The sequence below is a fragment of the Rhodanobacter thiooxydans genome, assembly GCF_030291135.1.
GTDB lineage: Bacteria > Pseudomonadota > Gammaproteobacteria > Xanthomonadales > Rhodanobacteraceae > Rhodanobacter > Rhodanobacter thiooxydans_A.
This window is the reverse complement of record NZ_CP127409.1, coordinates 2578454-2604587: the sequence shown is the minus strand read 5'-3', so window position 1 is coordinate 2604587 and position 26134 is coordinate 2578454. Positions and strand designations below refer to the sequence as shown.

The 26134-nt window shown below is 66.8% G+C and carries 19 protein-coding genes; 3 read left to right on the top strand and 16 right to left on the bottom strand.

The genetic code is table 11. The features are described from left to right. Positions 1-221 precede the first annotated feature (221 nt). Positions 222-2348 carry a M4 family metallopeptidase gene (locus QQA13_RS12085; RefSeq protein WP_108470791.1) on the top strand — a complete coding sequence of 709 codons (2127 nt, stop codon included), beginning with the start codon at positions 222-224 and terminating at the stop codon, positions 2346-2348. Positions 2349-2443: 95 nt separating this feature from the next. Here QQA13_RS12085 and QQA13_RS12080 read toward each other — a convergent pair whose 3' ends face one another. Continuing rightward, positions 2444-2935: an asparaginase domain-containing protein gene (locus QQA13_RS12080; protein ID WP_108470790.1), complete on the bottom strand. Its 492-nt coding sequence runs from the start codon at positions 2933-2935 to the stop codon at positions 2444-2446. Positions 2936-3162: 227 nt separating this feature from the next. Between QQA13_RS12080 and QQA13_RS12075 the strand changes: the two genes are divergently transcribed. Further along, the gene (locus tag QQA13_RS12075; protein ID WP_108470789.1) at positions 3163-4185 is read left to right on the top strand and encodes a LacI family DNA-binding transcriptional regulator; all 1023 of its coding nucleotides are present in this window, start codon (positions 3163-3165) and stop codon (positions 4183-4185) included. 97 nt (positions 4186-4282) lie between these two features. Then, positions 4283-6784 carry a sensor domain-containing protein gene (locus tag QQA13_RS12070; protein WP_108470788.1) on the top strand — a complete coding sequence of 834 codons (2502 nt, stop codon included), beginning with the start codon at positions 4283-4285 and terminating at the stop codon, positions 6782-6784. 18 nt (positions 6785-6802) lie between these two features. On the opposite strand, the gene QQA13_RS12065 is transcribed toward QQA13_RS12070, so the two are convergent. From QQA13_RS12065 to QQA13_RS11995, 15 genes are all read right to left on the bottom strand, one after another. Then, on the bottom strand, positions 6803-7213 hold the full coding sequence (locus QQA13_RS12065; protein ID WP_108470787.1) for an ACT domain-containing protein: 411 nt from the start codon (positions 7211-7213) through the stop codon (positions 6803-6805). 26 nt (positions 7214-7239) lie between these two features. After that, positions 7240-7680: a GNAT family N-acetyltransferase gene (locus tag QQA13_RS12060; protein WP_108470786.1), complete on the bottom strand. Its 441-nt coding sequence runs from the start codon at positions 7678-7680 to the stop codon at positions 7240-7242. 17 nt (positions 7681-7697) lie between these two features. Beyond that, positions 7698-7889: a glycosyl transferase family 39 gene (locus QQA13_RS12055; RefSeq protein WP_108470785.1), complete on the bottom strand. Its 192-nt coding sequence runs from the start codon at positions 7887-7889 to the stop codon at positions 7698-7700. Between the two features lie 87 nt (positions 7890-7976). Next, the gene (locus QQA13_RS12050; protein ID WP_108470784.1) at positions 7977-8324 is read right to left on the bottom strand and encodes a GFA family protein; all 348 of its coding nucleotides are present in this window, start codon (positions 8322-8324) and stop codon (positions 7977-7979) included. After that, positions 8321-8887 carry a GNAT family N-acetyltransferase gene (locus QQA13_RS12045; protein WP_108470964.1) on the bottom strand — a complete coding sequence of 189 codons (567 nt, stop codon included), beginning with the start codon at positions 8885-8887 and terminating at the stop codon, positions 8321-8323. The genes QQA13_RS12050 and QQA13_RS12045 overlap by 4 nt, the downstream gene beginning before the upstream one ends. An 82-nt stretch (positions 8888-8969) precedes the next feature. Next, positions 8970-9887: a S1 family peptidase gene (locus tag QQA13_RS12040; protein ID WP_108470963.1), complete on the bottom strand. Its 918-nt coding sequence runs from the start codon at positions 9885-9887 to the stop codon at positions 8970-8972. 569 nt (positions 9888-10456) lie between these two features. Further along, positions 10457-10900, bottom strand: coding sequence for a hypothetical protein (locus QQA13_RS12035; RefSeq protein ID WP_159082161.1), 444 nt, complete (start codon positions 10898-10900; stop codon positions 10457-10459). Between the two features lie 173 nt (positions 10901-11073). Further along, a complete protein-coding gene (locus QQA13_RS12030; protein WP_108470782.1) occupies positions 11074-12762 on the bottom strand; it encodes an alpha-amylase family glycosyl hydrolase in 1689 nt (562 codons plus the stop codon). Between the two features lie 42 nt (positions 12763-12804). Continuing rightward, positions 12805-14292, bottom strand: coding sequence for an MFS transporter (locus tag QQA13_RS12025; protein ID WP_108470781.1), 1488 nt, complete (start codon positions 14290-14292; stop codon positions 12805-12807). Continuing rightward, a complete protein-coding gene (locus QQA13_RS12020) occupies positions 14289-16490 on the bottom strand; it encodes a Six-hairpin glycosidase-like protein (protein ID WP_108470780.1) in 2202 nt (733 codons plus the stop codon). Before QQA13_RS12020 ends, QQA13_RS12025 begins: the two co-directional genes overlap by 4 nt. A 314-nt stretch (positions 16491-16804) precedes the next feature. Beyond that, positions 16805-18358 carry a GH39 family glycosyl hydrolase gene (locus QQA13_RS12015; protein ID WP_108470779.1) on the bottom strand — a complete coding sequence of 518 codons (1554 nt, stop codon included), beginning with the start codon at positions 18356-18358 and terminating at the stop codon, positions 16805-16807. Between the two features lie 166 nt (positions 18359-18524). After that, the gene (locus tag QQA13_RS12010; RefSeq protein ID WP_108470778.1) at positions 18525-20552 is read right to left on the bottom strand and encodes a glycoside hydrolase family 13 protein; all 2028 of its coding nucleotides are present in this window, start codon (positions 20550-20552) and stop codon (positions 18525-18527) included. A gap of 94 nt (positions 20553-20646) precedes the next feature. Beyond that, on the bottom strand, positions 20647-22977 hold the full coding sequence (locus QQA13_RS12005; protein ID WP_108470777.1) for a TIM-barrel domain-containing protein: 2331 nt from the start codon (positions 22975-22977) through the stop codon (positions 20647-20649). Then, positions 22977-24545: an alpha-amylase family glycosyl hydrolase gene (locus QQA13_RS12000; protein WP_108470776.1), complete on the bottom strand. Its 1569-nt coding sequence runs from the start codon at positions 24543-24545 to the stop codon at positions 22977-22979. Before QQA13_RS12000 ends, QQA13_RS12005 begins: the two co-directional genes overlap by 1 nt. A 37-nt stretch (positions 24546-24582) precedes the next feature. Then, a complete protein-coding gene (locus QQA13_RS11995) occupies positions 24583-26112 on the bottom strand; it encodes a tryptophan halogenase family protein (RefSeq protein ID WP_108470775.1) in 1530 nt (509 codons plus the stop codon). Positions 26113-26134: the final 22 nt, after the last annotated feature.

The following is a 26134-nucleotide window of genomic DNA, read 5'->3' as shown; positions in this document are numbered from 1 at the left end:
GGATGATCCTTTGGCGGCGTGATCGCCGTTTTGCAGTTACGCGTCCACGCGCTGCCCATGCAAGGGAATGCCAGGGGGAGGCAGCCGATCCGGGCGTAGTTTGGGATCGCTAGACAGCACACCAAAAAAAGGGGCCGTGCCTCGCACGGCAATTCTGAATGGGGTCTACGTGGCCGCATCGGGCCCGTTTGTCCCGAAAAAAATTTGTCTAGGAGTTTTCAATGCCCAATCATTACCGTCTGAAGCTGCTGGTTGCCGCGATCGGCATGGCTACCGCCTCGGTGGCCACGGCTGCCAACACGAAGACCTTGCATGCACAGAATCTCGGTGCGGTGCCGGTCAGCTTGCTGGCCGCCCAGCTCAACCTTGGCCAGAACATGTCGCTGGTACCGCGCAACTCGGCCGCCATCGCCAACGGCCACCAGGTCGTGCGCCAGCAGCAGATGTATCGCGGCGTGCCGGTCTACGGCCGCAGCATTGCCGTGGTGCAGGATGCCAATGGCAACGCGTTGCGCGCCACCGGCGAGCTGATGCAGGAAGACCAGGTTGGCCTGGCCTCGGTTGCGCCCAGGCTGAGCGGCGACCGCGCCATCTCGGCGCTGAAGTCGCACGCGCATACCACCCTGATCGGTGGCGCCACCATCAGCAACCAGCAGACCGACCTGTTCGTGTACCCGCAGGAGAATGGCCCGGCCCGCCTGGTCTACCGCGTGTCCTACTTCGTCGACGGCACCAATCCGTCGCGTCCGACCGCGATCATCGATGCCAACACCGGAGAGGTGATCCAGAGCTGGAACGGCCTGACCGATGCTTCCGCCACCGGTCCCGGCGGCAACACCAAGACCGGCAAGTACCTCTACGGCACCAACTACGCGGCGCTCAACGTGACCCAGTCCGGCAGCACCTGCACGCTGCAGAACACCGACGTCGTGACCAACAACCTGCATCAGGGTACCACTGGTTCGGTGGTCAGCTTCACCTGTCCGAACAGCGACACCGACGCGATCAACGGCGCCTACTCGCCGGTCAACGACGCCCACCACTTCGGCGGCGTGACCCATGACATGTACATGGCCTACGTCGGCGTGGCGCCGCTGAACTTCCAGCTGGTGATGAACGTGCACTACAAGGCCAACTACGAGAACGCGTTCTGGAACGGCACGTCGATGAACTTCGGCGACGGCGCCAGCACGTTCTACCCGCTGGTGTCGCTGGACGTGACCAGCCACGAGATCAGCCACGGCTACACCGAGCAGCATTCCGCGCTGCAGTACTCCGGGCAGTCGGGCGGCATCAACGAGGCCTATTCGGACATCGCCGGCGAGGCGGCCGAGTTCTACGATCGCGGCAGCAACGACTGGCTGGTCGGCGCCGACATCATGAAGAGCGGCACCGCGCTGCGCTGGATGTGCACGCCGACGCAGGACGGCAGCTCGATCGACAACGCCGCCAACTTCACTTCCACCATGGACGTGCACTACAGCAGCGGCGTGTACAACAAGGCGTTCTGCCTGCTCGCCAAGACTGCCGGCTGGGATACCAAGAAGGCCTTCCAGGTCTTTGCGCTGGCCAACAAGGTCTACTGGAATGCCACCACCACCTTCAACTCCGGCGCCTGCGGCGTAGAATCGGCGGCCCAGGACCTGGTCTACAACAAGAGCGACGTGACCGCCGCGTTCACCAGCGTGGGCGTGAGCTGCGCGGGCGGTGGTGGTGGCGGCAGCACCACCGAGCTGCAGAACAACGTCGGCGTCACCGGCGTGGCGGCAGCCACGGGCGGCGACAACGACTACTTCATCACCGTGCCGACCGGTGCCAGCAATCTGGTGATGTCGATTTCCGGTGGCACCGGCGATGCGGACCTGTACACCAAGTTCGGCAGCGCGCCGACCACCAGCAGCTACGACTGCCGCCCGTACAAGACCGGCAATGCAGAGAGCTGCAGCGTGGCCGCGCCGAGTGCCGGCAAGTACTACCTCAAGGTGCACGGTTACTCGGCGTACTCCGGCGTCACCGTCAAGGCGTCCTACAGCACCGGTGGCGGCACCGGCGGCCTGCAGAATGGCGTGCCGGTGACCGGCCTGGCCGGTTCCTCGGGCCAGGAGCTGAGCTACACGGTCACCGTGCCGTCGGGCAGCAACCTGACGATCGCGATCTCCAGCGGCACCGGCGACGCGGACCTGTACGTGAAGAAGGGTATGGCGCCGACCACCACCAGCTACGACTGCCGCCCGTACCTGACCGGTAACAACGAGAGCTGCTCGTTCAGCGCGGCCTCGGGCACGTACTACATCAAGGTGCGCGGCTACACGACGTTCTCCGGCGTGTCGCTGAAAGCCACCTGGTAAGCCCCCTGACGGGCCAGGGAAGGCCCGTCGTTTTACTCAAGGAGCAGTAACCCGGGCCCGGTCGGATCGACCGGGCCCTTTTTCATCGGCGTGGCTCAGCCGCCGACTTCCTCGAAACGGTTGGCGTCGCGGTTCTTGCGCACCTTGGCCGGGTCCCACACGCGGCCGTTCATGGCGATGTAGACGCCATCGGGCAGGGTCTGCACCGCGGCCACCGCGCAGCCGATGTTGAACACCGCGTCGGAACCCTGGAAGCGCGCCGGGTTCAGCGCGCCGGTCAGCACGATCACCTTGCCCTTGATGTTCGCCAGTTCGCGCGCGGTCTCGACCATGGTGTCGGTGCCGTGGGTGACCAGCACGTGGCGGTGCGGCTGCGCCTCGATCGTCGAGCGCACCAGTGCGCGGTCCTCGGCGCCCATGTGCAGGCTGTCCTTGCGCAGGATCGGGATCACGTCGAACTGGAACGCCACGCCGAGCTGGCCGAGGATCTCGCCGATCTGCGGCGCGCCGATCTTGTAGTCCGACTTGTCGTCGAAGTAGATCTTGTCGATGGTGCCGCCGGTGGTGACGATGGTCAGGTGCTGCATGTCGGTGGGCCGTGGAGGGAATCCCGGCATTTTAGCCCGTGCCGACAGGGCGCGGGTTGCGACGCCATCCCTGCAGAGCCCGCGGCCTCATGGAGCCGCTGTACCCATCGGCTGCCGTGGCATCGCGCCGCGGCGGGCTGTATACGACAGGCGGCGGGCAAACCGGCTAGGATTCGGGGGCGCCGGCGTCGTGCCGGGCGGCAGGTGGATTCCGGATCAGGCTGCGGATGAAGGGAAAAGCCACATCGATCGACATTGCCCACCTGGCCGGGGTGTCCCAGGCCACGGTGTCGCGCGCGCTGCGCGGCAGCCCGCTGGTCAATGAGGAAACCCGGCGGCGCATCCAGGCCGCCGCCGAACAGCTCAACTACAAGGTCGACAAGAACGCCTCCAACCTGCGCCGGATGCACACCGGCACGCTGGCGCTGCTGTTCTTCGAGGACCCCACCGCCGACGAGTCGCACATCAACCCGTTCTTCCTGTCGATGCTGGGCTCGATCACCCGCGCCTGCGCGCTGCAGGGCTACGACCTGCTGATCTCGTTCCAGCAGTTCTCGCGCGACTGGCACGCCGATTTCGCCGACAGCAAGAAGGCCGACGGCCTGATCCTGCTCGGCTACGGCGACTATCTGGCCTATACCGACAAGCTGGACAAGCTGGTCGCCCAGGGCACCCGCTTCGTGCGCTGGGGCGCGGTGCTGGCCGACCAGCCCGGCGTGTCGATCGGCTGCGACAACTTCCGCGGCGGCCAGGCGGTGGCCGGACACCTGCTGGAGCGCGGCTGCCGCCGCATCGCCTTCCTCGGCGACGCATCCAGCCACTACCCGGAATTCTTCGGGCGCTATCGCGGCTACGTCGACGCGTTGGAGCAGGCCGGCGTGGCGGTGGACCCGGCGCTGCAGGAAAATGCCGAGAGCACCGAGCGCTCCGGCTACGAGGCGATGCGCAGCCTGATCCTGCGCGAGGTCGGCTTCGACGCGGTGTTCGCCGCCAGCGACCTGATTGCGATCGGCGCCATGCGCGCGCTCAGCGACCACGGCCTGCGCGTGCCGCAGGACGTGGCGCTGGCCGGCTTCGACGACATCGCCACCGCCAGCTTCGTCAACCCGCCGCTGACCACCGTGCTGCAGGACACCAAGCAGGCCGGCGAGGTGCTGGTCGACAGCCTGCTCGGCCTGATCCGCGGCGAGCCGGTGGACAGCGAGGTGCTGCCGGTGAAGCTGGTGGTACGGCGGTCCAGCCTGCGCTGAAACGCTGACCGCGCGGCGCCACTACCGCCTTCACGCGCGATCACCTAATCTGCCCGCGTTGCCATAGCGCCACTGGCGTGACGAGGGTGCTCGCACCATGGATGAACCGCGGCTGGAGCTGGACTTTCATCAGGTGTTCGAGCGGGTCACCGATGCCTACGTGGCGCTGGATCGGGACTGGCGCTACACCTACCTGAATGCGACGGCCTGCGAGCTTTTCGGGCGCAGTGCGGAGGAACTGATCGGCCGGCACATCTGGACGGAGTTTCCGGAAGGCGTCGGGCAGCCGTTCCAGCTGGCCTACGAAAAGGCGATGGCCGAACAGCGCCCGCAGCAGGTCGAGGCGTTCTACCCGCCGTACCACCGCTGGTTCGAGAACCGCATCTACCCGTCGGCGGACGGGCTGACCATCTATTTCCGCGACGTCACCGAGCGCAAGCGCGCCGAACAGCTGGCGGCCGGACAGCACGAGATCCTGGAAGGGATCGCGGCGCAGCGGCCGCTGGCGGAGAGCCTGGAACGGATCGCGCGCCTGCACGAGACGATGAACCCCGGCGCGCTGTGCTCGCTGCTGCTGCTGGACGACGACGGCCGGCACGTGCTGTACGGCGCCGCGCCCAGCCTGCCCGACGCGTACAACCGCGCCATGCACGGGCAGGAGATCGGCGAGGCGCATGGCTCGTGCGGTACCGCCGCGTGGCTTGGCGAGCGGGTGGTGGTGGCCGACATCGCCAGTCATCCGTATTGGGAAAACTACCGGCAGCCGGCGCTGGCGCATGGCCTCAAGGCGTGCTGGTCGACGCCGGTGTTCGGCAGCCACAAGGAGGTGCTGGGCACCTTCGCGGTGTACTTCCGCGAGCAGCGCGAACCGCGCGAGGAGGAGCTGCACAGCATCGACCGCATGCTGTCGATCACCGGTATCGCGATCGAGAGCGAGCGCCTGGCCGCCCGCCTGCGCGAACGCAACCGCTTCTTCGAGATGTCGCAGGAAATCTTCTGCATTCTCGACCCGCGCAGCGGACGGCTGCGGCAGTTCAACCCGTCGCTGCAGCAGCTGACCGGCTACCGCGCCAGCGAGCTGACCTCGCTCCCCTACCGTGAATTCCTGCTGCCGCGGCATCCCGGCGACGCTGCCGACCCGATGCTGGTGTGCGGCCGCTGCGGCGAGCAGATCCACGAGTTCGTCAACCGCTGCCGCTGCAGCGACGGCAGCGAGCGCCTGCTGGAGTGGGTCTCGTTCGCCGCGCCCGACGGGCTGGTCTATGCGGTGGCGCGCGACATCACCGAACGCCAGCGGGTCGAGGCCGAGCTGGCGCATGCCTCCAGCCACGACCCGGTCACCGGCCTGCCGCAGTACCTGCTGCTCGGGCGTGCGCTGCGCGAGATGCTGAAGGACGCGACGGCGCCGGTCTGGGTGCTGGTGATCGGGCTGGACCGCTTCCAGGGCGTCAACGAATCGGTGGGCCACCAGGCCGGCGACGACGTGTTGCGGCAACTGGCTGGCCGCCTGCAGGCGGCGCTGGCCGGGCAGCAGAGTCAGGTCGCCCGTGTCGCCGGCGACGAGTTCGTGGTGACCGCGGTCGGCCTGTCGGCGGACGGCGCGCATGCGCTGGCCGAGCGCCTGCGCGCTGTCGTGGCCGAACCGGTCGAGGTCAGCGATTACCGCCTGCTGCTGACCGCCAGCGTCGGCATCAGCCATTCGCCCGACCACGGCAGCGACCCGAACAACCTGTTGCGCCGGGCCGAGGCCGCGATGAACCAGGCCAAGCGGGAAGGGCGCGACCGGGTGTCCGCATTCTCGGTCGAACAGATGCGCCACCTGGAAGACCGCCTGGTGATGGGCAACCAGCTGCGCGATGCGATCCGGCACGGCGAACTGGAGCTGCACTACCAGCCGCAGTACCGCGCCGCCGACCTCCGGCTGACCGGTTTCGAGGCACTGCTGCGCTGGAACAGCCGGCAGCTCGGCCAGGTACCGCCGGCCTGCTTCATCCCGATCGCCGAAGCGCTGGGCCTGATGCCCGAGATCGGCCAGTGGGTGCTCGACGCGGCCTGCCGGCAGCTGCGGGCGTGGCTGGACCGCGGCCACCGCGACTTCACCGTCGCGGTGAACATGTCCGCGCAGCAGGTGCAGCGCCCCGGGCTGGCCGCACAGGTCGGCGCGGCCCTGCAGCGGCACGGCGTGCCGGCGGCGATGCTGGACATCGAGATCACCGAAAGCTCGTTCATGGAGAACGTCTGGCGCGTGCAGCGCACGCTGGCCGAGCTGAAGGCGCTGGGTATCCGGCTGTCACTGGATGATTTCGGCACCGGCTATTCCAGCCTGGCCTACCTCAAGCAGTTCCCGATCGACAAGTTGAAGATCGACCAGGCGTTCGTGCGCGAGCTGCCGGCGGACAGCGCCGACGCGGCGATCGCACGCACCATCATTGCGGTGGCGCACGAGCTGCACATGCAGGTTGCCGCCGAAGGCGTGGAGACCGCGGCACAGGCGGACTTCCTCGCCGCCGCCGGCTGCGACGAACTGCAGGGCAACCACCTCGGTCCGGCCGTGAATGTGGAGCAGGCCGGGAAGTGCTTCGGCCCGGTGCGCGAGTAGCGCATCGGCGGCATTCGCTCAGGCGGCGCCGGCACTTTCCTGCAGTGCCCGCAGTGCGGCGAGCGCCTGGCTGGCCGACTCGACGGGCACGAACAGATGGCCGTGATGCGCAGCGGCGACCACGTTGCAGCTGATGCCGGCCTCGGCCAGCGCAGTCGCTACGGCGGCGGTCAGGCCGACGGCGTGCAGGTCGGAATGCACGCTCAGGGTGATCCACGCGGCGCGGAACAGCACCGCCAGCCCGGCATCCTTCGCCTGCTGCTCCTCGACGATCAGGGTCAGTCCCTCGCGCTCGCGGAAGCTGGCGATCGGCTCGATCCGATCCGGCACATCGCCGCTGGGCAGCGCGACGAACACATACACGCCGCGGTTCAGCACGGGGCTCATCGAGTGCAGCAGTTCGGCAAGGTTCGAGACGGCGTGGCTCATGGCAGTCATCGCGGCGGCGCAAGCAGTCAGCTCGCCGGCCGCACGCTCCCGGTCCGGTATGCCATGCCGACGCCGGCCGGCGCGGTCGGTACGAAACCGAACCGGGCGTACAGCTCCTGCGCCTTGCCGTCCGCGATCAGGCTGACGTAGCCGCCGGGCGGCACGTTCGCGTCGAGGTAGCCCATGATCTCCTGCATGACGCGCTTGCCCAGTCCCTTGCCCTGGTGTTCGGGCAGCACCGCGATGTCCACCACCTGATAGAAGCACCCGCCGTCCCCGATCACGCGGCCCATGCCGATCGGCTCGCCGCGATGCAGGATCTGCACCGCGAACAGCGAGCCCGGCAGCCCGCGCGCGGCGGCCTCATCGCTCTTCGCGCTGAGTCCCGCGCCGGTGCGCAGGGCGTTGTAGATGCTGGCGCTCGGGGTGGCGTGGACGACGGCGTAGGCCGGGTCGTTCGTGTCCATCGGTTATTCGCGCCGGTTCATTTGCCTGTCGACGTGGATGCTGGGTGCGCCCGGCGGAACAACCGCAGCCAGAACGCCAGCTCGAACAGCACGCCGGCGAGCACCAGCACGCTGCCGACCAGCGGCGCGCCGAAGAACAGCGGGCCGAGGCCGAGGGCATAGGCGGCGACGGCCGCGAGGAAGATGGCGAATGTGATCAGGTGGCGCATGGGTTCACCTCGTTGTGTGGTGCGCGGTGCATGGCTTCGCGGGCGGCTACTGGCCGTTCCGTGGAAGCAGGGGCCGGCCCGGCCATTTCATCGCGAACGGCCATCGTACTGCCGCACCGGGATGGCCGAAAGCTCGATGTCCTCGATGCAGCGGATGTTGATCGCGGCCATCGCGTTGCCCTTCGGATCCGTGCCTTCGCCGTACGGATGCATGCCGCAGACCGGGCAGAAGCGGTGCCTGATGGCGTGCTGGTTGAACGTGTAGCTGCTGGCCGCGTCCTCGGGCGAGAGCAGGTGAAGTTTCTCGCGCGGAACGAACCACAGCAGCGAACCCTTGCGCTGGCAGATCGAGCAGTTGCACGCCAGCGCCTCCCCGATCTCGCCTTCCACCTCGAATGCCACCCTGCCGCAGTGGCAGCTGCCTCTGTAGTTCATCGTCGTTCTCCCGATGTCTCGCGTTGTGGTGTGATGTTCGACGGTGCGCCTGCGATGGATCGTGCCATGACGATATCCCGCTGCGGATCGCTGCCCAGCGGAAAAACATGGTCGCCGACCTCGACGAAGCCACACTTCCGGTAGAACGAGATTGCCCTCGGGTTGTGCTCCCATACGCCCAGCCAGGCCACGTCCGAGCCGCGTGCCTGCAATGCTTCGGTGCAGGCGTGCATGAGGCCCTGCGCGATGCCCTTGCCATGCCACGCATCGGCAACATACAGCCGTTGGATCTCGCCCGGGGATTCGGCCGCGACACATTTCGGAGCATCACCCCAGCGCAGCTGGGCAAACCCGACCAGCCCTTCATCGCCATCGCTCAGCAGGGTCAGCATACGCGGGTCGGCAATCTCACCTGACTGGATTGCCGCGCCGTAACTGGTGCGGCAGTGGAGGTCCATGTCTTCGCGCGTATTCGCCGCGCCGAAGGTGCTGCGGAAGGTCGCTTCGGCAAGCCGCGAGAGCGGTTCTGCGTCACTGGGAGTGGCTGGTCGGATGACGGGCAACGGGGTCTCCCGCGAGTGCCTGGTGTGTGGGTGAAACGTGGTCCGGCGATATTCGATGCTGCAGGCGTCGAGGCGCAAAGCGTTACGCACCTGGGGGCGAAGGGGAGTCTCCCGCGGCGTTGCCACCCTCCGCCGGCTGAAGCCCGGTATGAGCATTCGCGGGCCCTGATATCACGCCATCTATCCATCGGATGTAGCGTGAGACGCGGACGCCGTACAGGATTTCGCCATAGAGACCTTCCACGAATTGGCGACCCGGTGCCCATCTGCCCCAGAATGGATGGCCTGCCGGATACTTGCCCCAGGAGGCCAGGCCGACGAGTTGCCTTGAATCCCCGTTCTCGATGAACAAGGGGCCGCCGCTGTCGCCGCTCCCCGTGATGCCTTCAAGCGGCAAGGCGGATGGCGGCGGGTCAAAGCGATACCAGACATAGCGCGCGTCGGCACCTTCGATCACGTTGAAGGCACGGCGCAGCACAGTCCGATGCGGGCTGTGGGGATCCTGGCCATCGACGCCATTGCCGGTGGCGCCCTTGCCCACGAGCTGCACGGTCATCCCCGCTTCCTTGTTCCCGCGATAGAGAGGCGCAGGAATCACATCCGTCACCGGCGATGCAAGTTCGATCAGCGCGATGTCATCGGATGATGCAAGAAATGCGTGCACCCTGGAGAGATCGCCAGATGCCAGGGCTTCCTCGACCAACGGGTTGGGCAGCTTCTTGTAGCCGGGATAGGTGATGACACGTTTGACCTTGCGCGCCACACCGCCGATGGATACTTCGTGTTCCATGCCTTCCATTTGCATGGGCGCCGCGTGCGCTGCGGTTAACACCCACCGAGGCGCAATCAGGACACCGTGCCCCTCACCCGGCATGTCGACCAGCGCGGGGAATGCCGAAGCCGGGACTCGATACTCGGCATCGTTGACGTCGCTACGAATGACGATGGCGCTGGCCGTGAACGAGATTGCGAGTAGTGCAACCAGAAGAAGGCGTCTCATCTGTGTCCCCGCGATTGGAAAGTAGAAAATGTCCATGACGCCTTTTGCCGCCTAGCGCCTGAATTAAACCGTGCGTGATGCGCACGCCCACTTGCGTGGGTGGTTAGGCGCGCGCTCGACGGCCTAGTAGCACGAAATCTTTGCTTATTGCCCACGCGCACGCTCCTGAGGCCAGGGAGATCGTAAAACCACGAAGGTCCAAGCGTGATGCCACAGCAACTACTGAGTGGGGCCGGGGTAGTGGGCCTGGCCAAAGGCCGGATTGATCGGCTACGAGAAATTGTTGCCAGTCGTTAGCGACGATGACGCCGAGTGGAGTTGGACTGACCGTGACGATGACATCTGAGCAAAAGTTGTCGAACCGATAGGCTGCTACGTCTGTGAAGCCGACACGGAATTCGGGCCCACCGTCCTGTGGTTGGAGTGTGAGCGAGAAGCGGCGATACCTTGGCGAGTACTCCGTAGCCACAATTCCGCAGTTAGAAGCATCTTTGAACATACCGGCCTAAGGCTTGAATTGAGCGGCGGCGCAGCCATCCAATTGAAATGGACTGTTAGACATCAAGCCTTCAGCCCCAAGCATTGGGCTTTTCCGTCCATTCAAAGAGAAGCCAAAGCTGCTCCAACTCGAAAATGCCCTTCTCAAGCTCTCGGTGCTCGAAGCACGCATCACCAACACCCAATGACTGGAGCATGATTTGGTTGGCGAGAAGAGAGTGAGCGATGTGATTGCGATAGCTCACAACGCTGTCTAGCAGCGCACAGAAGTCCGGGCGTAGACCACGATCTTTTAACTGGTGCGCTGCCTGACCTAGAGTGGTGCGTTCGAGGCTCTCAAATTCCACACCGTATTTGCGATGGAGAAGTTGCTTAAGGCTGATCTCGAAGGCTTGGGCTAGACCCATGAACATTGCAAATTGCTCGAAGAAATTGAGCGCCTTGTATTTCTCAAGTCGCTTCCACACTTCAGCTTGGATTTGCGCATGGCTAAGCGATGGTTCTTCGACGGGCATAGCACTGTCCATGCTGCCTAACGCTAAGTAGATTTCAAAGCGCAGTCTAATCCCGCAGCCTACCCCATGCCATCGAGGCACGCATCGTTGCGCCAAGCCTGAAAAATCAATCTATCAGCTTCTTGTTGCCACCTGATCCGGTTGCCTGATCCCGCAGTATTGAATCGGTTGGATCAGTGCGCCGGATGCCCCCGCTCCTGCATCAGCCGCGTCAGCTCCGCCACCAGGTCCGCGCGCTTTGCCGTGGCATCCAGCAGGTAGACCTGCACGTCATGTGCAGGGACGCTGGCGTGCAGGCTGCCGCCTTCGGCCACGTCGATCGCGGCGCCGCCGAGCGCCGGTGTCCAGTGGCCGGGCTGCAGGTAGTCGGCGATGTCGAATGACGCGGTGGTATCGCCCTTGTTGAGCAGCACCAGTGCGATCTGGTGGGTGTCGCCTTGCTGGTACACGCGGTAGAACGCGGCCTGGTTGCCGGCGAAATGGACCGGCAGCATCAGGCCGCGCTGCAGCGCCGGGGTCTTCTCGCGCAGCTGGGCGATGCGCTTGAGCTGCTGGTAGATCGGGCTTTGCGGCGCGGCGTCGATGCGTTGCTGGCCGTAGTAGTTGCGGTTGCCCTGGTGCTCGGCCTTGCCGCGCTCGAAGCCGGTTTCCGAGCCGTAGTAGATGGCGGGGATGCCGCGGGCGGTGAACAGCCAGTTGTTGGCGTCGATGAAGCCGTTGTCGCTGGCGGCGAGGCGGGCCATGTCGTGGTTGTCGTAGAAGGTGACCAGTTCGTATGGATTCTGGTACGGGCCGTTGGTGAGATACAGACGGTCGAGCAGGTGGGCGTAGTCGCTGCCGGGGTGCTCGAACACTTCGGCGATGCGCCCGCGCAGCGGGAAGTCGAGCACGCTGATGGCGCCGTTCTGCGGCCAGGTGTACTGGCCGATGTTGTCGGGGCTGTAGTCGAACGCCTCGCCGAACATGAAGAAGCCCGGATGCTTCGCGCGGATGCGCGCGCTGAACTGCTTCCAGAACGTGGTGGACATGTGGCTGATGGTGTCGATGCGGAAGGCGTCGGCACCCTGGTCGGCCCACTGCGTGTAGGCGCCGACGAAGTAATCGAGCACGGCCGGGCTCTGGTCGTCGTTGTTGGACAGCTGCACCAGGTCGTCGTAGGCGTGGTAGAAGCGGTGCAGCGGGTTGCGTGCGGGATCGAGCTGGTATGGCGGCAGGTTCTGTTCGTCGGCGACGAGCTTGCCGTCCTTGTCGAAAATCTGGCCGAACTGCGGCTGGCGCACCGGCATGCTGAAGGCGGGCGAACCGTGGTTGGCCACGATGTCCTGCACCACCTTCAGCCCCGAGCGGTGCATCGCCGTGGTGAACTGGCGGAAGTCGAGGTTCTTGCTGGGCAGGTGCTCGTCGAGCTTGTAGAAGTTGACGCCCCAGTAGCCGTGGAAGCCAGTCTTGCCGCGGTCGGTGAACTTCGAGCCCCAGCTCACCGGGTCGCCGCCGGTGAACGCCTCGTCGGGGTTGTCCACGATCGGGGTGATCCACACCGCGCCAAAGCCCATGCCGCGGATGTAGCCGGCATTGTCCAGCACGCCCTTGAAGTCGCCGCCGAGGTAGCCGATGTTCGCGCTTTCGCCCTTGGGCGCGCCGGGCACCGGGATGTCGAAGGTGCGGTGCGCGCCGCCCTGGTCGCGGTGGTCGTTCGACGGGTCGCCGTTGACGAAGCGATCGGTCATCACGAAGTAGATCGCGTTGGAGGCGAACGGCGCGTCGGTGCCGACGAATTCGGGCGCCCCGCCCGGCGTGGCCGCGTATGCGAGGCCGCAGGCCAGCGTGGCGACGAGGGCGGAAAGCAGGCGGAGCGTCGGCATGGTTCGGGTTCCGTGGAGCGGGACGTGGCGCGGGCGCGCCGGTTACGCGGTGGTCTCGGGCTTCGGCACGCGCAGCGTGCACAGCCCGGCGATCAGCAGGCTCACGCCGCCCAGGCCCAGCGCCCAGATCGGCTGGTTGTGGAAGAACAGTTTCAGCAGCACGCCCAGCACGCTGGCGGCGAGCAGCTGCGGGATCACAATGAAGAAATTGAAGATGCCCATGTACACGCCCATCTTCGCCGCCGGCAGATTGTCCGACAGCATCGCGTAGGGCAGCGAGAGGATCGAAGCCCAGGCGAAGCCCACACCCACCATCGAGGCGATCAGCCAGTGCGGGTCGCGGATCACCAGGAACGACAGCAGGCCGAGCCCGCCCAGCCACAGATTGACCAGGTGGCTCATGCGCAGCCCGCAGGCGCGCACCAGCAGCGGGATCAGGATCGCGGCCAGCACGCCCACGCCGTTGTAAGTGCCCATCAGCACGCCGGCCCAGTTGGCGCCCTCGTTGTAGGCAACCGAGGTGGTGTCGCTGGAGCCGTAGAAGGTTTGCGACACCGCCGAGGTGGTGTTGATCCACATGGCGAACATCGCGAACCAGGAGAAGAACTGCACCCAGTTCAGCCGGCGCATCGGCAGCGGCATGCCGTGCAGGTCGCCCATGATGTGGCGCAGCGCGCCGTTGCTGCGGGTTTGGCTGAGCCACACGAACAGTGCGCCGAAGCCGGCCAGGCCACCGGCCAGCAGGTACAGCTCTTTCTCCAGCGCGAACTGGCCGATCAGGCCCAGCAGCACCAGCCCCAGCACCAGGAACAGCGTGCCGATCTTCCACGCGCCGGCAACGCTGCCGGGCGCCTCTTCGACGCGGTTGTCGGAGAACGACTCCAGTTGCTCCGGCGGGTACTCGCGGGTACCGAGGATGGTCCACAGCATCGCGCCAAGCAGCACGAACGCGCCGGCGTAGAAGGCGTACTTCACCGAGTGCGGCACTTCGCCGGCCGGCGCGGTGTTGGCCACGCCGAAGTGGGTGAGCACGTAGGGCAGGAACGAGGCGACCACCGCGCCCACGCCGATGAACACACTTTGCATCGCGTAGCCCAGCGGCCGCTGCTTCGGCGGCAGCTGGTCGCCGACGAAGGCGCGGAACGGCTCCATCGACACGTTGAACGAGGCATCCATGATCCACAGCAGGCCCGCCGCGAGCCACAGCGTGGGTGAGTTCGGCATCGCCAGCAGCGCCAGCGTGGCCAGCACCGCGCCGGCGAAGAAGTACGGCCGGCGCCGGCCGAAGCGGTTCCAGGTACGGTCGGAGAAATAGCCGATGAGCGGCTGCACGATCAGCCCGGTGAACGGCGCGGCGATCCACAGCACCGGGATCTGGTCCACGTTCGCGCCCAGCGTCTGGAAGATCCGGCTGACGTTGGCGTTCTGCAGCGCGAAGCCGAACTGGATGCCGAGGAAGCCGAAGCACATGTGCCAGATCTGCCAGAACGACAGCTCGGGTTTGGCGCGCAAGGCCGTGCCGTCCTTCATGGCGTGCCCCGGTCGGTGGCGAGCGGCGCGACCAGCAGGGCATGCACCTCGGCCTGGTTCAGCGGGCCGCTGCTGCCGCCGTTGCCGTCGCTGCCATTGTCAGCGGTGTAGTGGGCGAAGTGGGCGAGGTAGCTCATGTTGAATCCGTCGTCGAGGGCGAAGTGGCAGGTGCTGCCGGCTTTCGCGGTGAAGCTGCCCCAGGTGGACTGCTGCGTACGCACACTGTGCGGCATCACGATCGGCAGGCGCTGCTCGTCGCTGCCGTCGCAGCGGATCACCAGCATCTTCACTGCGGCAGTGATGCCGGTGTTGATCGGGCCGTGGTCGTTCGCGTAGTCGAGCGCGACGCGATAGTTGCCGCTGGCCGGTGCCGTCCACGTGCGCGGCCAGTTGCCGGTGACTTTCGTTACCTCGCCCACGCAGGTGGCGGGGCTGTGCAGTGATTCCAGGCCGTGTGCATCCACGCGCGTTGCGCTGAGGCAGGCTAGGCCGGCTTGCCGCGCGAGGTGGCCGTCACCGTCGACGCTGCCGTAGGCCTGGCCGTTGAGGTAGAGCCGCACCTTGCCGTCGGTCGTGATCTTCCAGCCGTCGCCATCGGCTCGCGCCAGCGGTGCGGCGGGGGCGACGGGTGCGTACAGCGGCGCGTCGGTGCGCAGCGGCGGGTCCGGCACCTGCACCGCCTTCAGCATCACCGTGGTGGCCGTGCCGCGCGTGGCGGTGCGGCCGGCGACGAGCAGGTTGCCGGTGTAGTTTTCCGGAAGCTGCAGGGTGATCCGGCGGTTGCGCAGGTCGAGCGTAATCGCGTGGCGCTGGCCGAACAGCATCGGTACCAGCGAGGTCGGCAGTTTCGGTTGCACGCTGCCGTCTTCGTCGAGGCCGAACACGCCTTCGGTGACCACCGCGAGATAGGCCGCCACCGACCACAGCTGGCGTGGCGAATTCACCACCGGGCCGCTGAGCTTGCCCTCGTCCACGTGCTGGCCCTGGGTGAGCAGCTCGTAGTTCTCCATGTTGGAACCGTACAGCGCGGCGCCGCGCATCACCGATTCGATTTCGTGCGCGATGCGTGCGGGCTGCTCCGTCGTGCGCGCGGCGCGCAGCGCGTACGCGCTGACGAACGGCCAGATCGCGCGGTTGTGGTAGATCGGCTGGTCGGAACGCTCGGGCCAGATCACCGGGCTGCCCGCGGGCCAGGCCGGGTAGTTCGCCAGCGCCTGCCGCGCGCGCTCGCCGTCGGCCACGCCGCTGTCGACCGCCAGCGCGATGCCGAGCAGGTCGTAGCTGTCGTAAGGCGTGCCATCGCCGCCGATGTAGCTCATGTACATGCCGCGATCGGCGCGCCAGAAGTGGGCGTTGATCGCGTCCTTCAGCGCCGCCGCGCTGGTGCGGTAAGCGGCAGCGGCTTTCGCGTCGTGGTGGGCATCGGCCAGGCTCGCGGCCAGCTGCAGCGCCTGGTAGTGCAACACGTTGGTGGACAGCGCAAAGGACTGCGCGATGAAGGTGACCTGGTCCGCCGTCCATGCGGGGTAGCTCTGCTCGCGCCAGTCGAGGAACGAGGTCTCGCCGCGGTACAGGCCGAACGCGGCGTCGAACGCGTACAGGCGATCCTGTGCCAGCGTATTGCCCAGCGCCTTGTACACATCGGCGGCAAAGGCCTTGTCATCGAGCAGGTGGCGCGCGCCGAGGAACCACACCACGCGATCGGTGCTGATCGGCCAGCTGCCGCCGGAGCCGGTGTCCTGCATCGCGTACAAGCCCTGCGGTGCGGACGGAACGCGCACGCCGGACAGCTTGAACTTCAGCCCGTTGCGCGAACGCGTGGGGTCGAAACGCCACAGGCCCAGGTCGATCGCGTAGGACAGGTCGCGCGTCCACACGTACGGCCACTTCAGGCCGGTCACGAAGCACTGGCAGGGAATCGGCTGGCCGTGGTCGAACGCGCCGTCGCGGATCGCGCTGACCGAATCCTGCGCCAGGTCGTCCTGCGCCATCGCGAACAGGCCGTCGAACAGGGGGCTGGCGGTGTCCGTGGAGAGCGGCTGCGCTGCAATGACGCGCTGGCCGTACGGCCATGCCAGCGTGTAGCTGTGCTGCGCGTCGCGGCTGATGGCGATGTGCACGCCGTGCCAGTCAAGGCCGTCGTGCCAGGCCGGCGCGGTGGTGGCGGCCATGGCCGCGGCGAGCAGCAGGCTCAGCATCGGCTGGCCAGCTGCAGCGGGTTGCGGATCGGGTGGGTCGTCGACATGGGCTCTCCGGCGGCTGTTATGTCACGGCGTGGCATGTCCCGCATTTGCGGCTGCAACATCGGCGACAGACGGATGTCGGGATGAGCCCTGCATGGTAGGTAGCGTCGCACTGCAGCAACCAGCCCATGCATACGTATTCATGGGCGAACGGGCGGTATGCCGACCTCGACATTACCAGCGCCGTTCCGCAGGGCGGGCACGGCCCGCCAGCTTTTGGCCGGGACCGGAGCGGCGGGCCGTGCCCGCCCTGTTGGGCGGAAGCTGCCTCAACGCAGCTCGATCACCACCAGCCCCTGCACCGGCACGTCGATCGCGAGTTTGCCGTCATGCACGTCCACCGTTTCCGGCGCAGCCAGCTTGCCCGCTTCGCGCAGTTGCACGATCTGCGCGCGGCTGGGGGAATCGGGGCGGCCCATGCGGTCGAACGCGGCGACGGCGTTGCCGTGGCTTTCGTCCACGCGCCACACGGTGGCGCGGGCGGCGGCGGGCAGGTTCTTCAGCGCGATGTCGAAGCGCTTCGGCGTGCCGGTCGGCTTGCCCGGCGTGTAGCTGGCGGTGTCGCCGACCGGCGGCGCGTAGTTCCACAGTGCGATGACGACGGTGCCATCGTCGCGGCGGGTGACCAGCGCGGAATCCGACTTCGTCGCCAGCTGGCGGTCGCCCAGCTTGTGCAGGATCGCGAACGCGTTGAACGCAGGCTTGGCGATGCGGTTGGCGGCGATCAGGCCGAAGCCGCCGTAGAACGGGTTGCGCACCACACCCTGTTCCTCGAACACGTCGGAGAACGACCAGTAGCTCATCGCCTGCACCTTGCCGGCGCACTCGCGGATGGTGTTGGCCAGCCACGGACCCATGAACACGGTGTCGGTGACGTTGGGCAGGTTGGCGTAGCTGGCGTTGTACTCGCTGAAGATCAGCGGCAGGTGCGGATAGGGCGAGGCAGCGATCTCCTTGTGCACTTTGTCCACCGAGCGGCAGACCATGTCGCGGCGCGGGATCTTCTCGCTGGTGTGGAACACGTTGTCGGCGGTGTCGTCGCCGTAGACGTGCGTGCTGATGAAGTCGACCGGCACGTTGTTCTTGTGCACGTGGGCGAGGAAGTCGGTGGCCCACGCGGCCTGCGCCGTGGCCGGGCCGCCGACGCGGATGCGCGGGCTGACCGCCTTGAGCGCGCGCACGGTGTGGTCGTACAGGGTGAAGTAGGTGGACTGCGCGGGCTTGCCGACCCAGAAGCCGATGTTCGGCTCGTTCCACACCTCGAAGTACCAGCTGGCCACCTCGTCGATGCCGTAGCGCCCGACCAGGTGCCTGGCCAGTGCGTCGATCATCGCGTCCCACTCGGCGTAGTCCTTCGGCGGCGCAATGTTCGGGTGGTACCAGAACGGATGCAGCGCGGCGGGATCAGAGGTGAGTTCCGGCGGCATGAAACCGAGCTCCACGAACGGCTTGAAGCCGTGCTCGAGCAGGCCGTCGTAGATCTGGTCGATGTAGGAGAAGTTGTAGGAGATCTTTCCCTGCGCGTCGCGCTGGATCAGGCCCACGTCGTGGTCGAGGATGCCGTGGAAGCGGATGTAGCCGACGCCGGTAGCCTGGTGCACGGCATCCAGGTCCTTGCGGTAGTCGTCGCGCAGCGCGAGTGCGGCACGGCCGGAGCCGAGCATCTGTTCCCAGAAATGCGGGAACGGCGTGCCTTGCGCGCTGGCGTCGATGTTCAGGCTGGTGGTCGTGGCGGGTGGCGTGGCGCTGGCCGTGCCGGTGAGCAGCAGGGCGGCCGCACAAACGCCCAGGGCCAGGTGGCGAAGCGAGGCGGAACGAGTCATGGCGGGATCCTGTTCGACGCGTGGGAGTGGCGCGGGGGACGGAGCAGCCGGAGCCTGCAACCATCAGGATGTAAACGTTTACATCGAGCGGAGTTTCCTACACCGCAAGGGGCCGCGTCCAGCGGCGGCGTGGCGCGTTTGCCACGTCGCCGCCACGGGCCCGGGTTCACTGCGCCAGGATCGCCCCGTAATGCCCGTTCACGCTCACGCTGACCTGGCCGTTCTGCACGGTGTACTGCGTGCCCGAGATCAGCTCGGTGACGGTGCTGCCGTTGGTCATGCTCAGCTGCCACACCGGCACCGTCACCGTGTGCGTCACCGAATCGTTGTTGAGCGCCACCGCGATGCGGTTGGTCGCGTCGAAGCGGCCGTACGCGTACAGCTTGTTGGTGTCATCGGTCAGCAGGGTCATGAACGAGCCGGTGCGCAGGGCCGGATAGGCATTGCGGATCGCGACCAGTTTCTGGGTCAGTGCCACCGCGCTGTTGGTCGAAGTGCCAACGGTCCAGTCGAAGGTGCGCCGGTTGTCCGGGTCGGCACCGCCCTGCATGCCGTATTCGTCGCCGTAATAGATCGTGGGCGTGCCGACGTAGGTCATCTGGAAGAACAGCGCGAGGTAGGTTTTCCAGATGTCGCCGCCGGCGCGATTGCCGAAGCGGGTGATGTCGTGGCTGCTGAGGAAGTTGCTCATCGCCTGTTGCACGTTGGTCGGGTAGTTCGCGCGGGTGCCGTGCAGCCAGCTGTCGAACTGCGAGACCGGGATGCTCGCCGCATTGCCGCTGTAATCCTGGCCGGTGATCCACTCCGATACCGGCTGGGTGAAGCCATCGTAGTTCATCGCGCCGTCCCACTGGTCGCCGCCGTCGGTCCACGGACCGGCGTTGCCCCAGAACTCGCCGAGGATGTCGGCGTTGGCGTTGACCGATTTCACCGCGCTGCGCAGCTCGGCCATGATCTGGTGGTTGGCGGTATCGCTGCCGTTGCCGCCGCCGGCGTCGAGGTACTGCGCCGCATCGAGGCGCCAGCCGTCGATCGAATAGGGCGATGCCAGGTAAGTCTTCACCACCGAGCTGGTGCTGCCGTAGATGGCGTTGCGCACGGCCGAGCCGCTGGCGCCGTAATCCAGCTTGGGCATGCTGGAGAAGCCGAAGAAGGCTGAGTAGGTATTGGGCCAGCTCTGGAAGGTGTAGTAGCCGTAGGTCGGACTGGATTGCGACTCGTAGGCGCCGGTGATGCTGGTCCACCAGTTGTAGCGGTCGAACCACTTGTGGGTATCGCCGGTGTGGTTGAACACGCCGTCGAGCACCAGGTAGCCCTTCGGTCCGTTGCTGGTGCTGTGGATGTCGGCGCTCAGCGTCTGCAGCGTGCTGTTGCTGCCGAACGCCGGGTCCACCGTCATGTAGTCCTCGGTGTCGTACTTGTGGTTGCTCGGCGAGAGGAAGACCGGGTTGAGATAGATGATGTCGGCGCCCACGGTGTTCTTGATGTAGCCCAGTTTCTGGTCGATGCCGGCCAGGTCGCCGCCGAAGAACACGGCGGTGTTGCAGCCGCTGACGTTGGCCACCACGCTCGACCCCCAGGCATGCTTCTCGGTGGCGCAGCCCGCGTAGGTGTACTGGCCGTTGGTTACGTCGTTGCCGGCGTCGCCGTTGTAGAAGCGGTCAGGGAAGACCTGGTACATCACGCCGTTCTTCATCCATGCCGGGGTGGTGAAGCCTGGGAGGATGAAGAAGTCGCCGGAGGACGGCTCGGCGGAGGTGGTGCCCGCGGCGTTGAGCCAGGCGGTGGCGCTGCCGTCGTTGATCTGGAAGCGGTAGTACTTCTTCGAGGCGCTGGCCGGGATGGTGCCTTTCCAGAAATCGTAATTGCCGGTGGCGTCGTTAGCCGTCCAGCTCATCGCCACCCAGTGGAACAGGCCGTCCGCGCTGTCGTAGTACTTGATGTTGGCGCTGCTGATGTCGCCCTTGAACGTGCGCAGGGTCAGCGTGACCGCCTGCGCGGAAGTCGGCTCGACGTGGTTGTCGTACAACGGGCCCTGGTCGTGGAACAGGCCGCTCCACTCCACGTTGTTGTCGTTGCTGGCGGCCCGCGCCTGCTCATGGAGGGCCGGCAGTGCGTAGAGCGCCAGCGCTGCGGCGAGCGCGCAAGCCAGGGTGGATTTCGAGCCGTGTCTCGCGTTGCCGTGATTGCCCATCGAACGTCCCTCCGCAGGTGAGTGGATCCGGCGTGCCCGCATGGGAACGCCGGGGTTCTTGCGCTTTCAGGAAACCTTGAACCGCCGGCCGGTCCTACATGGCGATCGTGATTTGCGCGGCACGCGCTGCCGTCACCCGTACGTAGGTGACGTCGCCGTAGCGGTCGTGGCCGCGGGCCCAGCCTTCGCCGTCGCCGTGCTGCAGGGCGGCGAGATCGGCGAAGGCTTTCAGCTGGCCGACGCTGGCTGCCGCGGTGCCGTGGATCTTCAGCAGGTAGAAACGCAGTGCCGGCTTGAAGCTGCCGCTCGCCTTGCCGATCTCCAGTTGCACCGTGGCACCCTGGCGCTGCACCGACAGCGGCTGCAGGAAGTACGCGCCGTGCTCGTAGCCGTAGGTGGCGCCGTCGTCGTCGTAATAGTCGAACGTGCTGCGCTGCGCGGCGGGGAACACGTCGACGTCGAGCTGGGTCAGCGGCCGTTCGCCCACGTAGTCCACCGGATCGGCGCGGGTGGGGACGATCGCGCCCTCGCGGACGAACAGTGGGATGTCGCGCCAGGTCTTGCTGTCGACTGCCAGGCGGATGGTCTGGCCGCCGTCGTAGCTCTTGCCGCTGAACCAGTCGGTCCAGCGTCCAGCGGGCAGGTAGATGTCCTTGGCAGTCTGGCCCTCGACCACCACGGGCGACACCAGCAGCCAGTCGCCGAACAGCCAGCTGTCGACGTCATTGCGCAGCTTCGGGTCCTGCGGCCAGTTGAACAGCAGCGGGCGTACCAGGCCCACGCCGGTGGTGCGGCGCACGTGTTCATAGCTGTAGATGTACGGGATCAGCGCCTGGCGCAGGCGGATCGCGTCGGTGGCGGCCTTCTCGGCGAGCGGGCCGTATACCCACGGCTGGCGCTTCTGGCCAAACTCGCCGTGCACGCGGAAGATCGGCGTGAACGCGCCGAACTCCACCCAGCGCGCGTAGTTCTCCGGCGTTGGCGTGCCGCTCTTGAAGCCGCCGCCGTCCATACCCCACTGCATCGCGCCCACGTTGATTGCGCTGAGCATGCGTGGGCGCTGCGCGGCCATGCTGGCGAAGCCGGTGGCAATGTCGCCCGACCACAGGCCGTAGGCATAGCGCTGCGAACCGAGCCAGAAGTTGCGGTTGATCGACCACACGCGCAGCGGCGAATGCGCGCGCTGGCCGTCATACGTGGCGCGCTGCATGTTGAGAAACTGGGTGTTGCTTTGCGTGGTGTCGGCCTCGTCGTTCCACCAGCCCACGATGCCGCTGTCGAAGCTGTGCTTGAGCGCGTCGTTGAACCACCACGCGCGCGCGGCTGGCTTGTCGAAATCGATGTCCTTCACCGGCAAGTGCGAGAAGTAGTCCGGACTGGCCTTCTCGCCGGGCAGCCACAGATCGTGCGCGGTGGCGTAGCGGCCCTCCACGGTGTCGACGTGCACGCGCGGCTTCATGATGCCGGTCATGTGCACACCGAGCTTGTCCATGTCGGCCTTCAGCTTGCCGTCGGGGCCGTCGGGAAATTTCGCCGCGTTCCAGCGGAACTCGCCCCAGTCCTTGCCCCAGTCCTTCCAGTCGAAGTCGAAGGTGAAGGCGTCGATGGGGATGTGCCTGGCACGGTAGGTGGCGATGATGCGACGGAACTCCGGCTCGTCGATGCCCCACTGGCTGTTGATGAAGCCGTTCGACCATTTCGGGAACAGCGGCGCGTGGCCGCTGAGGTTGGCCAGTTCGCCGAACAGTTGCGGCGGGTTGCCGGCCATCAGATAGACGTCCATCGCGGTCCTGGAAAGGCCGTCGATGGCGATGCGCCCGTCACGCAGCGCAAAGCTCGCGCCGTCGCTGTCCACCAGCACGCCATAGCCCGCCGTGCTCCACACGAATGGCGCACCGGCATGGCCCTGCTCGCCGGCCCTGGCGACCTGCGCGCCGGTGCGCAGCAGGCCGGCGGAGGCATCGGCATCCTTGTCATAGCCGCCGATGCCGTACAGCGCGTCGCCCTGCGCGTGGGTCAGGACCACCTGACCTTGCGCCAGCGCAGCGAGATCGAGGGTGAGCAGCAGCTTGTGCTGCGTATCGCGTAGTTCCAGCGTGTTGCCACCCTTGCGCCAGGTCGCCGTCAGTCGGCTGCCGACCAGGATCAGGTCGCCGTCCTGATGACGGACCTGCGACTTCGTTTCGGGTGGTGCGACCGGGTCCATCACCAGCGTGGGCCTGTCGTCCGCGCCGTCGGGCAGCGCACGCACGTGCACGACGCCCTGGCCGGCGAGCTGGATCGACAATGTCTCGTGCGGTAGCCGGAACGTCACGCTGCCGTCGTCGACGCCTGGATTGGCGAGTACGGCGGTCCTTGCGGCATGGGCCGGCACGGCCAGCAGCAGGCTCGTGGCCAACGCGGCGGCGAGTGTACGCCGGCCCATCACTGCAGCACCACGCTGGTGTAGGCCGGCACGCTGAGCGTGTCGCCGTGGATCGCGGCGCCGGGGCCGGTCTGTTTCAGCACGCGACCGAAGTGCGGCGCACCCGGCACGTCCAGCGCCATCGTCTGCGTCTGGCCGCACAGGTTGTGCACCACCAGCACGCTGCCGTGCGGATCGGTGCGCTGCCACGCCACCAGGTGGTCGCTGGCTTCGGGATAGGCGCGGAAACCGCCGTCGCGCAGCGCGGGCAGCTCGCTGCGCCAGTGGATCAGCTGCGTGTAGAGGTTGAGCAGGGAATGCGGATCGGCGCGCTGGGCCTCGACCGAGACCGCGGCGCCATTGGCCGCATCGGTCGCCTCCCAGGTGGTCTCGCCCGGGGCTTTCGTCGAGCGCTGCCAGCGCATCGGTTCGCGCAGTGCCGGGTCGGGCTTCCTGCCCCGCGTGCCCAGCTCTTCGCCGTAATAGATGTACGGCTCGCCCGGCAGCGTGAGCAGCATCGCCGCGGCGGTGCGCATGTGTTGCAGGTTGCTATCGAGCTGGCTCATCACGCGCTCCTGGTCGTGGTTGGAAAGGAACGGCGCGTCCTTGATTGCGACGCCGCCCACGGCTTCATAGGCGGCATAGGTGCGATCGAGCGTGGGTCCGACGCCGAGGTTGCGCTCGCTTCTGGCCGCGTCGATCAGCTGTGCCGCCAGCGGGAAGTTGAACACCGCGTCCAGCGGCTTCAGGTACGGTGCAAGGTCGGTGGCCGCGGGCTGCGTCACCTCGCCCACCAAATAGGTGTGCGGATTCACCGCGTCGAGGCCGCGGCGGTATTCGTTCCACCAGGCGAGGTTCTTCGCCAGCGCGGCAGGATCGTCCACGTCCCAGGGAAAGTTCTCGTAGATGTGGCGCGCGGCGTCGAGGCGGAAGCCGTCCGCGCCCTGCTTCAGCCAGAACTGGCCGGCCTTGATCATCTCGCCGCGCACCGCCGCGTTGTCGTAATTCAGGTCCGGCATCTCGCCGGTGAAGATGCCCAGGTAGTGCTGCAGGCCGGCGGCGTGCCAGGCGCGGCTGCCGGCGGCGCTGCCGCTTTCCAGGTCGGTGTAGGGGCCGGCCCAGGTGTACCAGTCGTGGTAGGGGCTGGCCGGGTCCGGCGCGGCCTTGAACCAGGGGCTCCGGTCGCTGGTGTGGTTGATCACCATGTCGATGATCACGCGGATGCCGCGCTGGTGCGCCGCTGCCGTCAGGCGGCGGAAATCGGCCAGCGTGCCGTACTGCGGATTGACGTTGTAGTAATCGGTGACGTCGTAGCCGTGGTAGCTCGGCGAGGGGTTGATCGGCATCAGCCAGATGCCGCTGACGCCAAGCGACTTGAGATAGTCGAGCCTGGCGGTGACGCCGTTCAGGTCGCCGATGCCGTCGCCGTTGGTGTCGACCCAGCTGCGTACGAAGATCTCGTACCAGACACCGGAGGGTGCTGCTGCCGCGGCGGTGGCGGGCACGGCGGCGACCGGCGCGGCGCTGGCCGGTGCCAGCAGGGCGAGGGGCAGGGTGAACAGCAGCGATGAAGCGATGCGTCGGATCATGGGTGGCTCCGGCAAGGGTGGCGCGCCGCTGCGGCGCTCATGCGGCGAGGCTGCCGGCCGCGCGTGCCACGAATTCGTGATGCGGCGGCAGCGTGTTCTTTGCGCGGCCGACCAGGGTGCGGATGTCGGCGAGGAAGCCGTCCAGTTGTCCTTCGGTCAGCGCGTCGGCCAGCGGGTGGTGGCGCTGCGGTTCGATGCGCTGGCCCAGCAGCACCTGCAGCCAGCCGGTCTCGGTGAACAGTTCGTCGGCCTCGCGGAAGATCATGCCGGTGCGGCGGAACAGTTCGATGCGGCGTTGCAGTGACGGCGGGATCTCCATCGCGCCGCACTGCTGCCAGAACGGCGTGTCGGTGCGTTCGGTGGCCTTGTAATGCAGGATCAGCAAGTCGCGCACGTGCTCGTACTCGAAGCGGGTCTGCCGGTTGTACTCGTCGACCAGCTGCGGGTCGCAGTGGCGGTCGGGGAACATCGTCAGCAGGCGGCTGACGCCGGACTGCACCAGGTGGATGCTGGTCGACTCCAGCGGCTCCATGAAGCCGGCGGCCAGGCCCAGCGCAAGGCAGTTGCGGTTCCATGCCAGCTTGCGCATGCCGGTGACGAAACGCAGCGGGCGCGGCTCGCCCAGCGCTTCGGTCTCCAGGTTCGCCACGAGTTGCGCGGCGGCCTCGTCATCGCTGATGAAGCGGCTGCAGTACACGTGGCCGTTACCCACGCGGTGGCGCAGCGGGATGCGCCACTGCCAGCCGGCGGTGCGCGCGCTGGCCTGGGTGTACGGGCGCATCGGGCCGCCCGACGCGCTGGCCACGGCCAGCGCGCGGTCGCAGGGCAGCCACTGCTGCCAGTTTTCGTAGCCGGTTTTCAGCGTGCCCTCGATCAGCAGGCCGCGGAAGCCGGAGCAGTCGATGAAGAAGTCGCCTTCGACGATCTCGCCGTTGTCCAGCTGCAGCGATTCGATGAAACCGTCGCCCTCGCGCAGGCGCACGTCCACCACCTTGCCCTCGATGCGCTGCACCGCGCCGGGCGCGATGTGTTCGCGCAGGTACTGGGCGTAGCGCGAGGCGTCGAAGTGGTAGGCGTAGCGGATGCCGCCGAGCGGGCTGTCCGGGACTTTTTCCAGCGGCGCGAAACGGTTCTCGGCGGCCGCCGCGGCGTTGAGCGAGTACGCCCACAGCCCCTGTGCGTCCGCATGGCCGCGTTCCTGCACGGCACGCAGCCAGTAGTGATGGAACGGAGTCAGCCCCAGCGGCAGGCCGAGGTCGCCGAAAGCGTGCAGGTAGGAATCGCCGAGCCGGCCGAAGCCGTTGAGCTGCACGCCCAGTTTGTAGGTGCCGTGCGCGAAGCGCAGCAGCTCGTCCTCGTCGATGCCGAGGAAGCGGTTGATGTGGCGGATCTGCGGAATGGTGGCCTCGCCCACGCCGACGGTGCCGATCTCGGCTGATTCGATCAGGCGGATGGCAACACCCGTGCCGAGCGCCTTGGCGAGCAGCGCCGCCGCCATCCAGCCGGCGGTGCCGCCGCCCACGATCACCAACTGGCGAATGCGCGAGTCGTGCGTGTCATGGTCCATCGGGATGCCGTCCTGGTTGCCG

Coding starts and splice junctions, on each gene's coding strand:
- QQA13_RS12085 (WP_108470791.1), top strand. CDS start 222: ATGCCCAATCATTACCGTCTGAAGCTGCTGGTTGCCGCGATCGGCATG.
- QQA13_RS12080 (WP_108470790.1), bottom strand. CDS start 2,935: ATGCAGCACCTGACCATCGTCACCACCGGCGGCACCATCGACAAGATC.
- QQA13_RS12075 (WP_108470789.1), top strand. CDS start 3,163: ATGAAGGGAAAAGCCACATCGATCGACATTGCCCACCTGGCCGGGGTG.
- QQA13_RS12070 (WP_108470788.1), top strand. CDS start 4,283: ATGGATGAACCGCGGCTGGAGCTGGACTTTCATCAGGTGTTCGAGCGG.
- QQA13_RS12065 (WP_108470787.1), bottom strand. CDS start 7,213: ATGAGCCACGCCGTCTCGAACCTTGCCGAACTGCTGCACTCGATGAGC.
- QQA13_RS12060 (WP_108470786.1), bottom strand. CDS start 7,680: ATGGACACGAACGACCCGGCCTACGCCGTCGTCCACGCCACCCCGAGC.
- QQA13_RS12055 (WP_108470785.1), bottom strand. CDS start 7,889: ATGCGCCACCTGATCACATTCGCCATCTTCCTCGCGGCCGTCGCCGCC.
- QQA13_RS12050 (WP_108470784.1), bottom strand. CDS start 8,324: ATGAACTACAGAGGCAGCTGCCACTGCGGCAGGGTGGCATTCGAGGTG.
- QQA13_RS12040 (WP_108470963.1), bottom strand. CDS start 9,887: ATGAGACGCCTTCTTCTGGTTGCACTACTCGCAATCTCGTTCACGGCC.
- QQA13_RS12035 (WP_159082161.1), bottom strand. CDS start 10,900: ATGCCCGTCGAAGAACCATCGCTTAGCCATGCGCAAATCCAAGCTGAA.
- QQA13_RS12030 (WP_108470782.1), bottom strand. CDS start 12,762: ATGCCGACGCTCCGCCTGCTTTCCGCCCTCGTCGCCACGCTGGCCTGC.
- QQA13_RS12025 (WP_108470781.1), bottom strand. CDS start 14,292: ATGAAGGACGGCACGGCCTTGCGCGCCAAACCCGAGCTGTCGTTCTGG.
- QQA13_RS12020 (WP_108470780.1), bottom strand. CDS start 16,490: ATGCTGAGCCTGCTGCTCGCCGCGGCCATGGCCGCCACCACCGCGCCG.
- QQA13_RS12015 (WP_108470779.1), bottom strand. CDS start 18,358: ATGACTCGTTCCGCCTCGCTTCGCCACCTGGCCCTGGGCGTTTGTGCG.
- QQA13_RS12010 (WP_108470778.1), bottom strand. CDS start 20,552: ATGGGCAATCACGGCAACGCGAGACACGGCTCGAAATCCACCCTGGCT.
- QQA13_RS12005 (WP_108470777.1), bottom strand. CDS start 22,977: ATGGGCCGGCGTACACTCGCCGCCGCGTTGGCCACGAGCCTGCTGCTG.
- QQA13_RS12000 (WP_108470776.1), bottom strand. CDS start 24,545: ATGATCCGACGCATCGCTTCATCGCTGCTGTTCACCCTGCCCCTCGCC.
- QQA13_RS11995 (WP_108470775.1), bottom strand. CDS start 26,112: ATGGACCATGACACGCACGACTCGCGCATTCGCCAGTTGGTGATCGTG.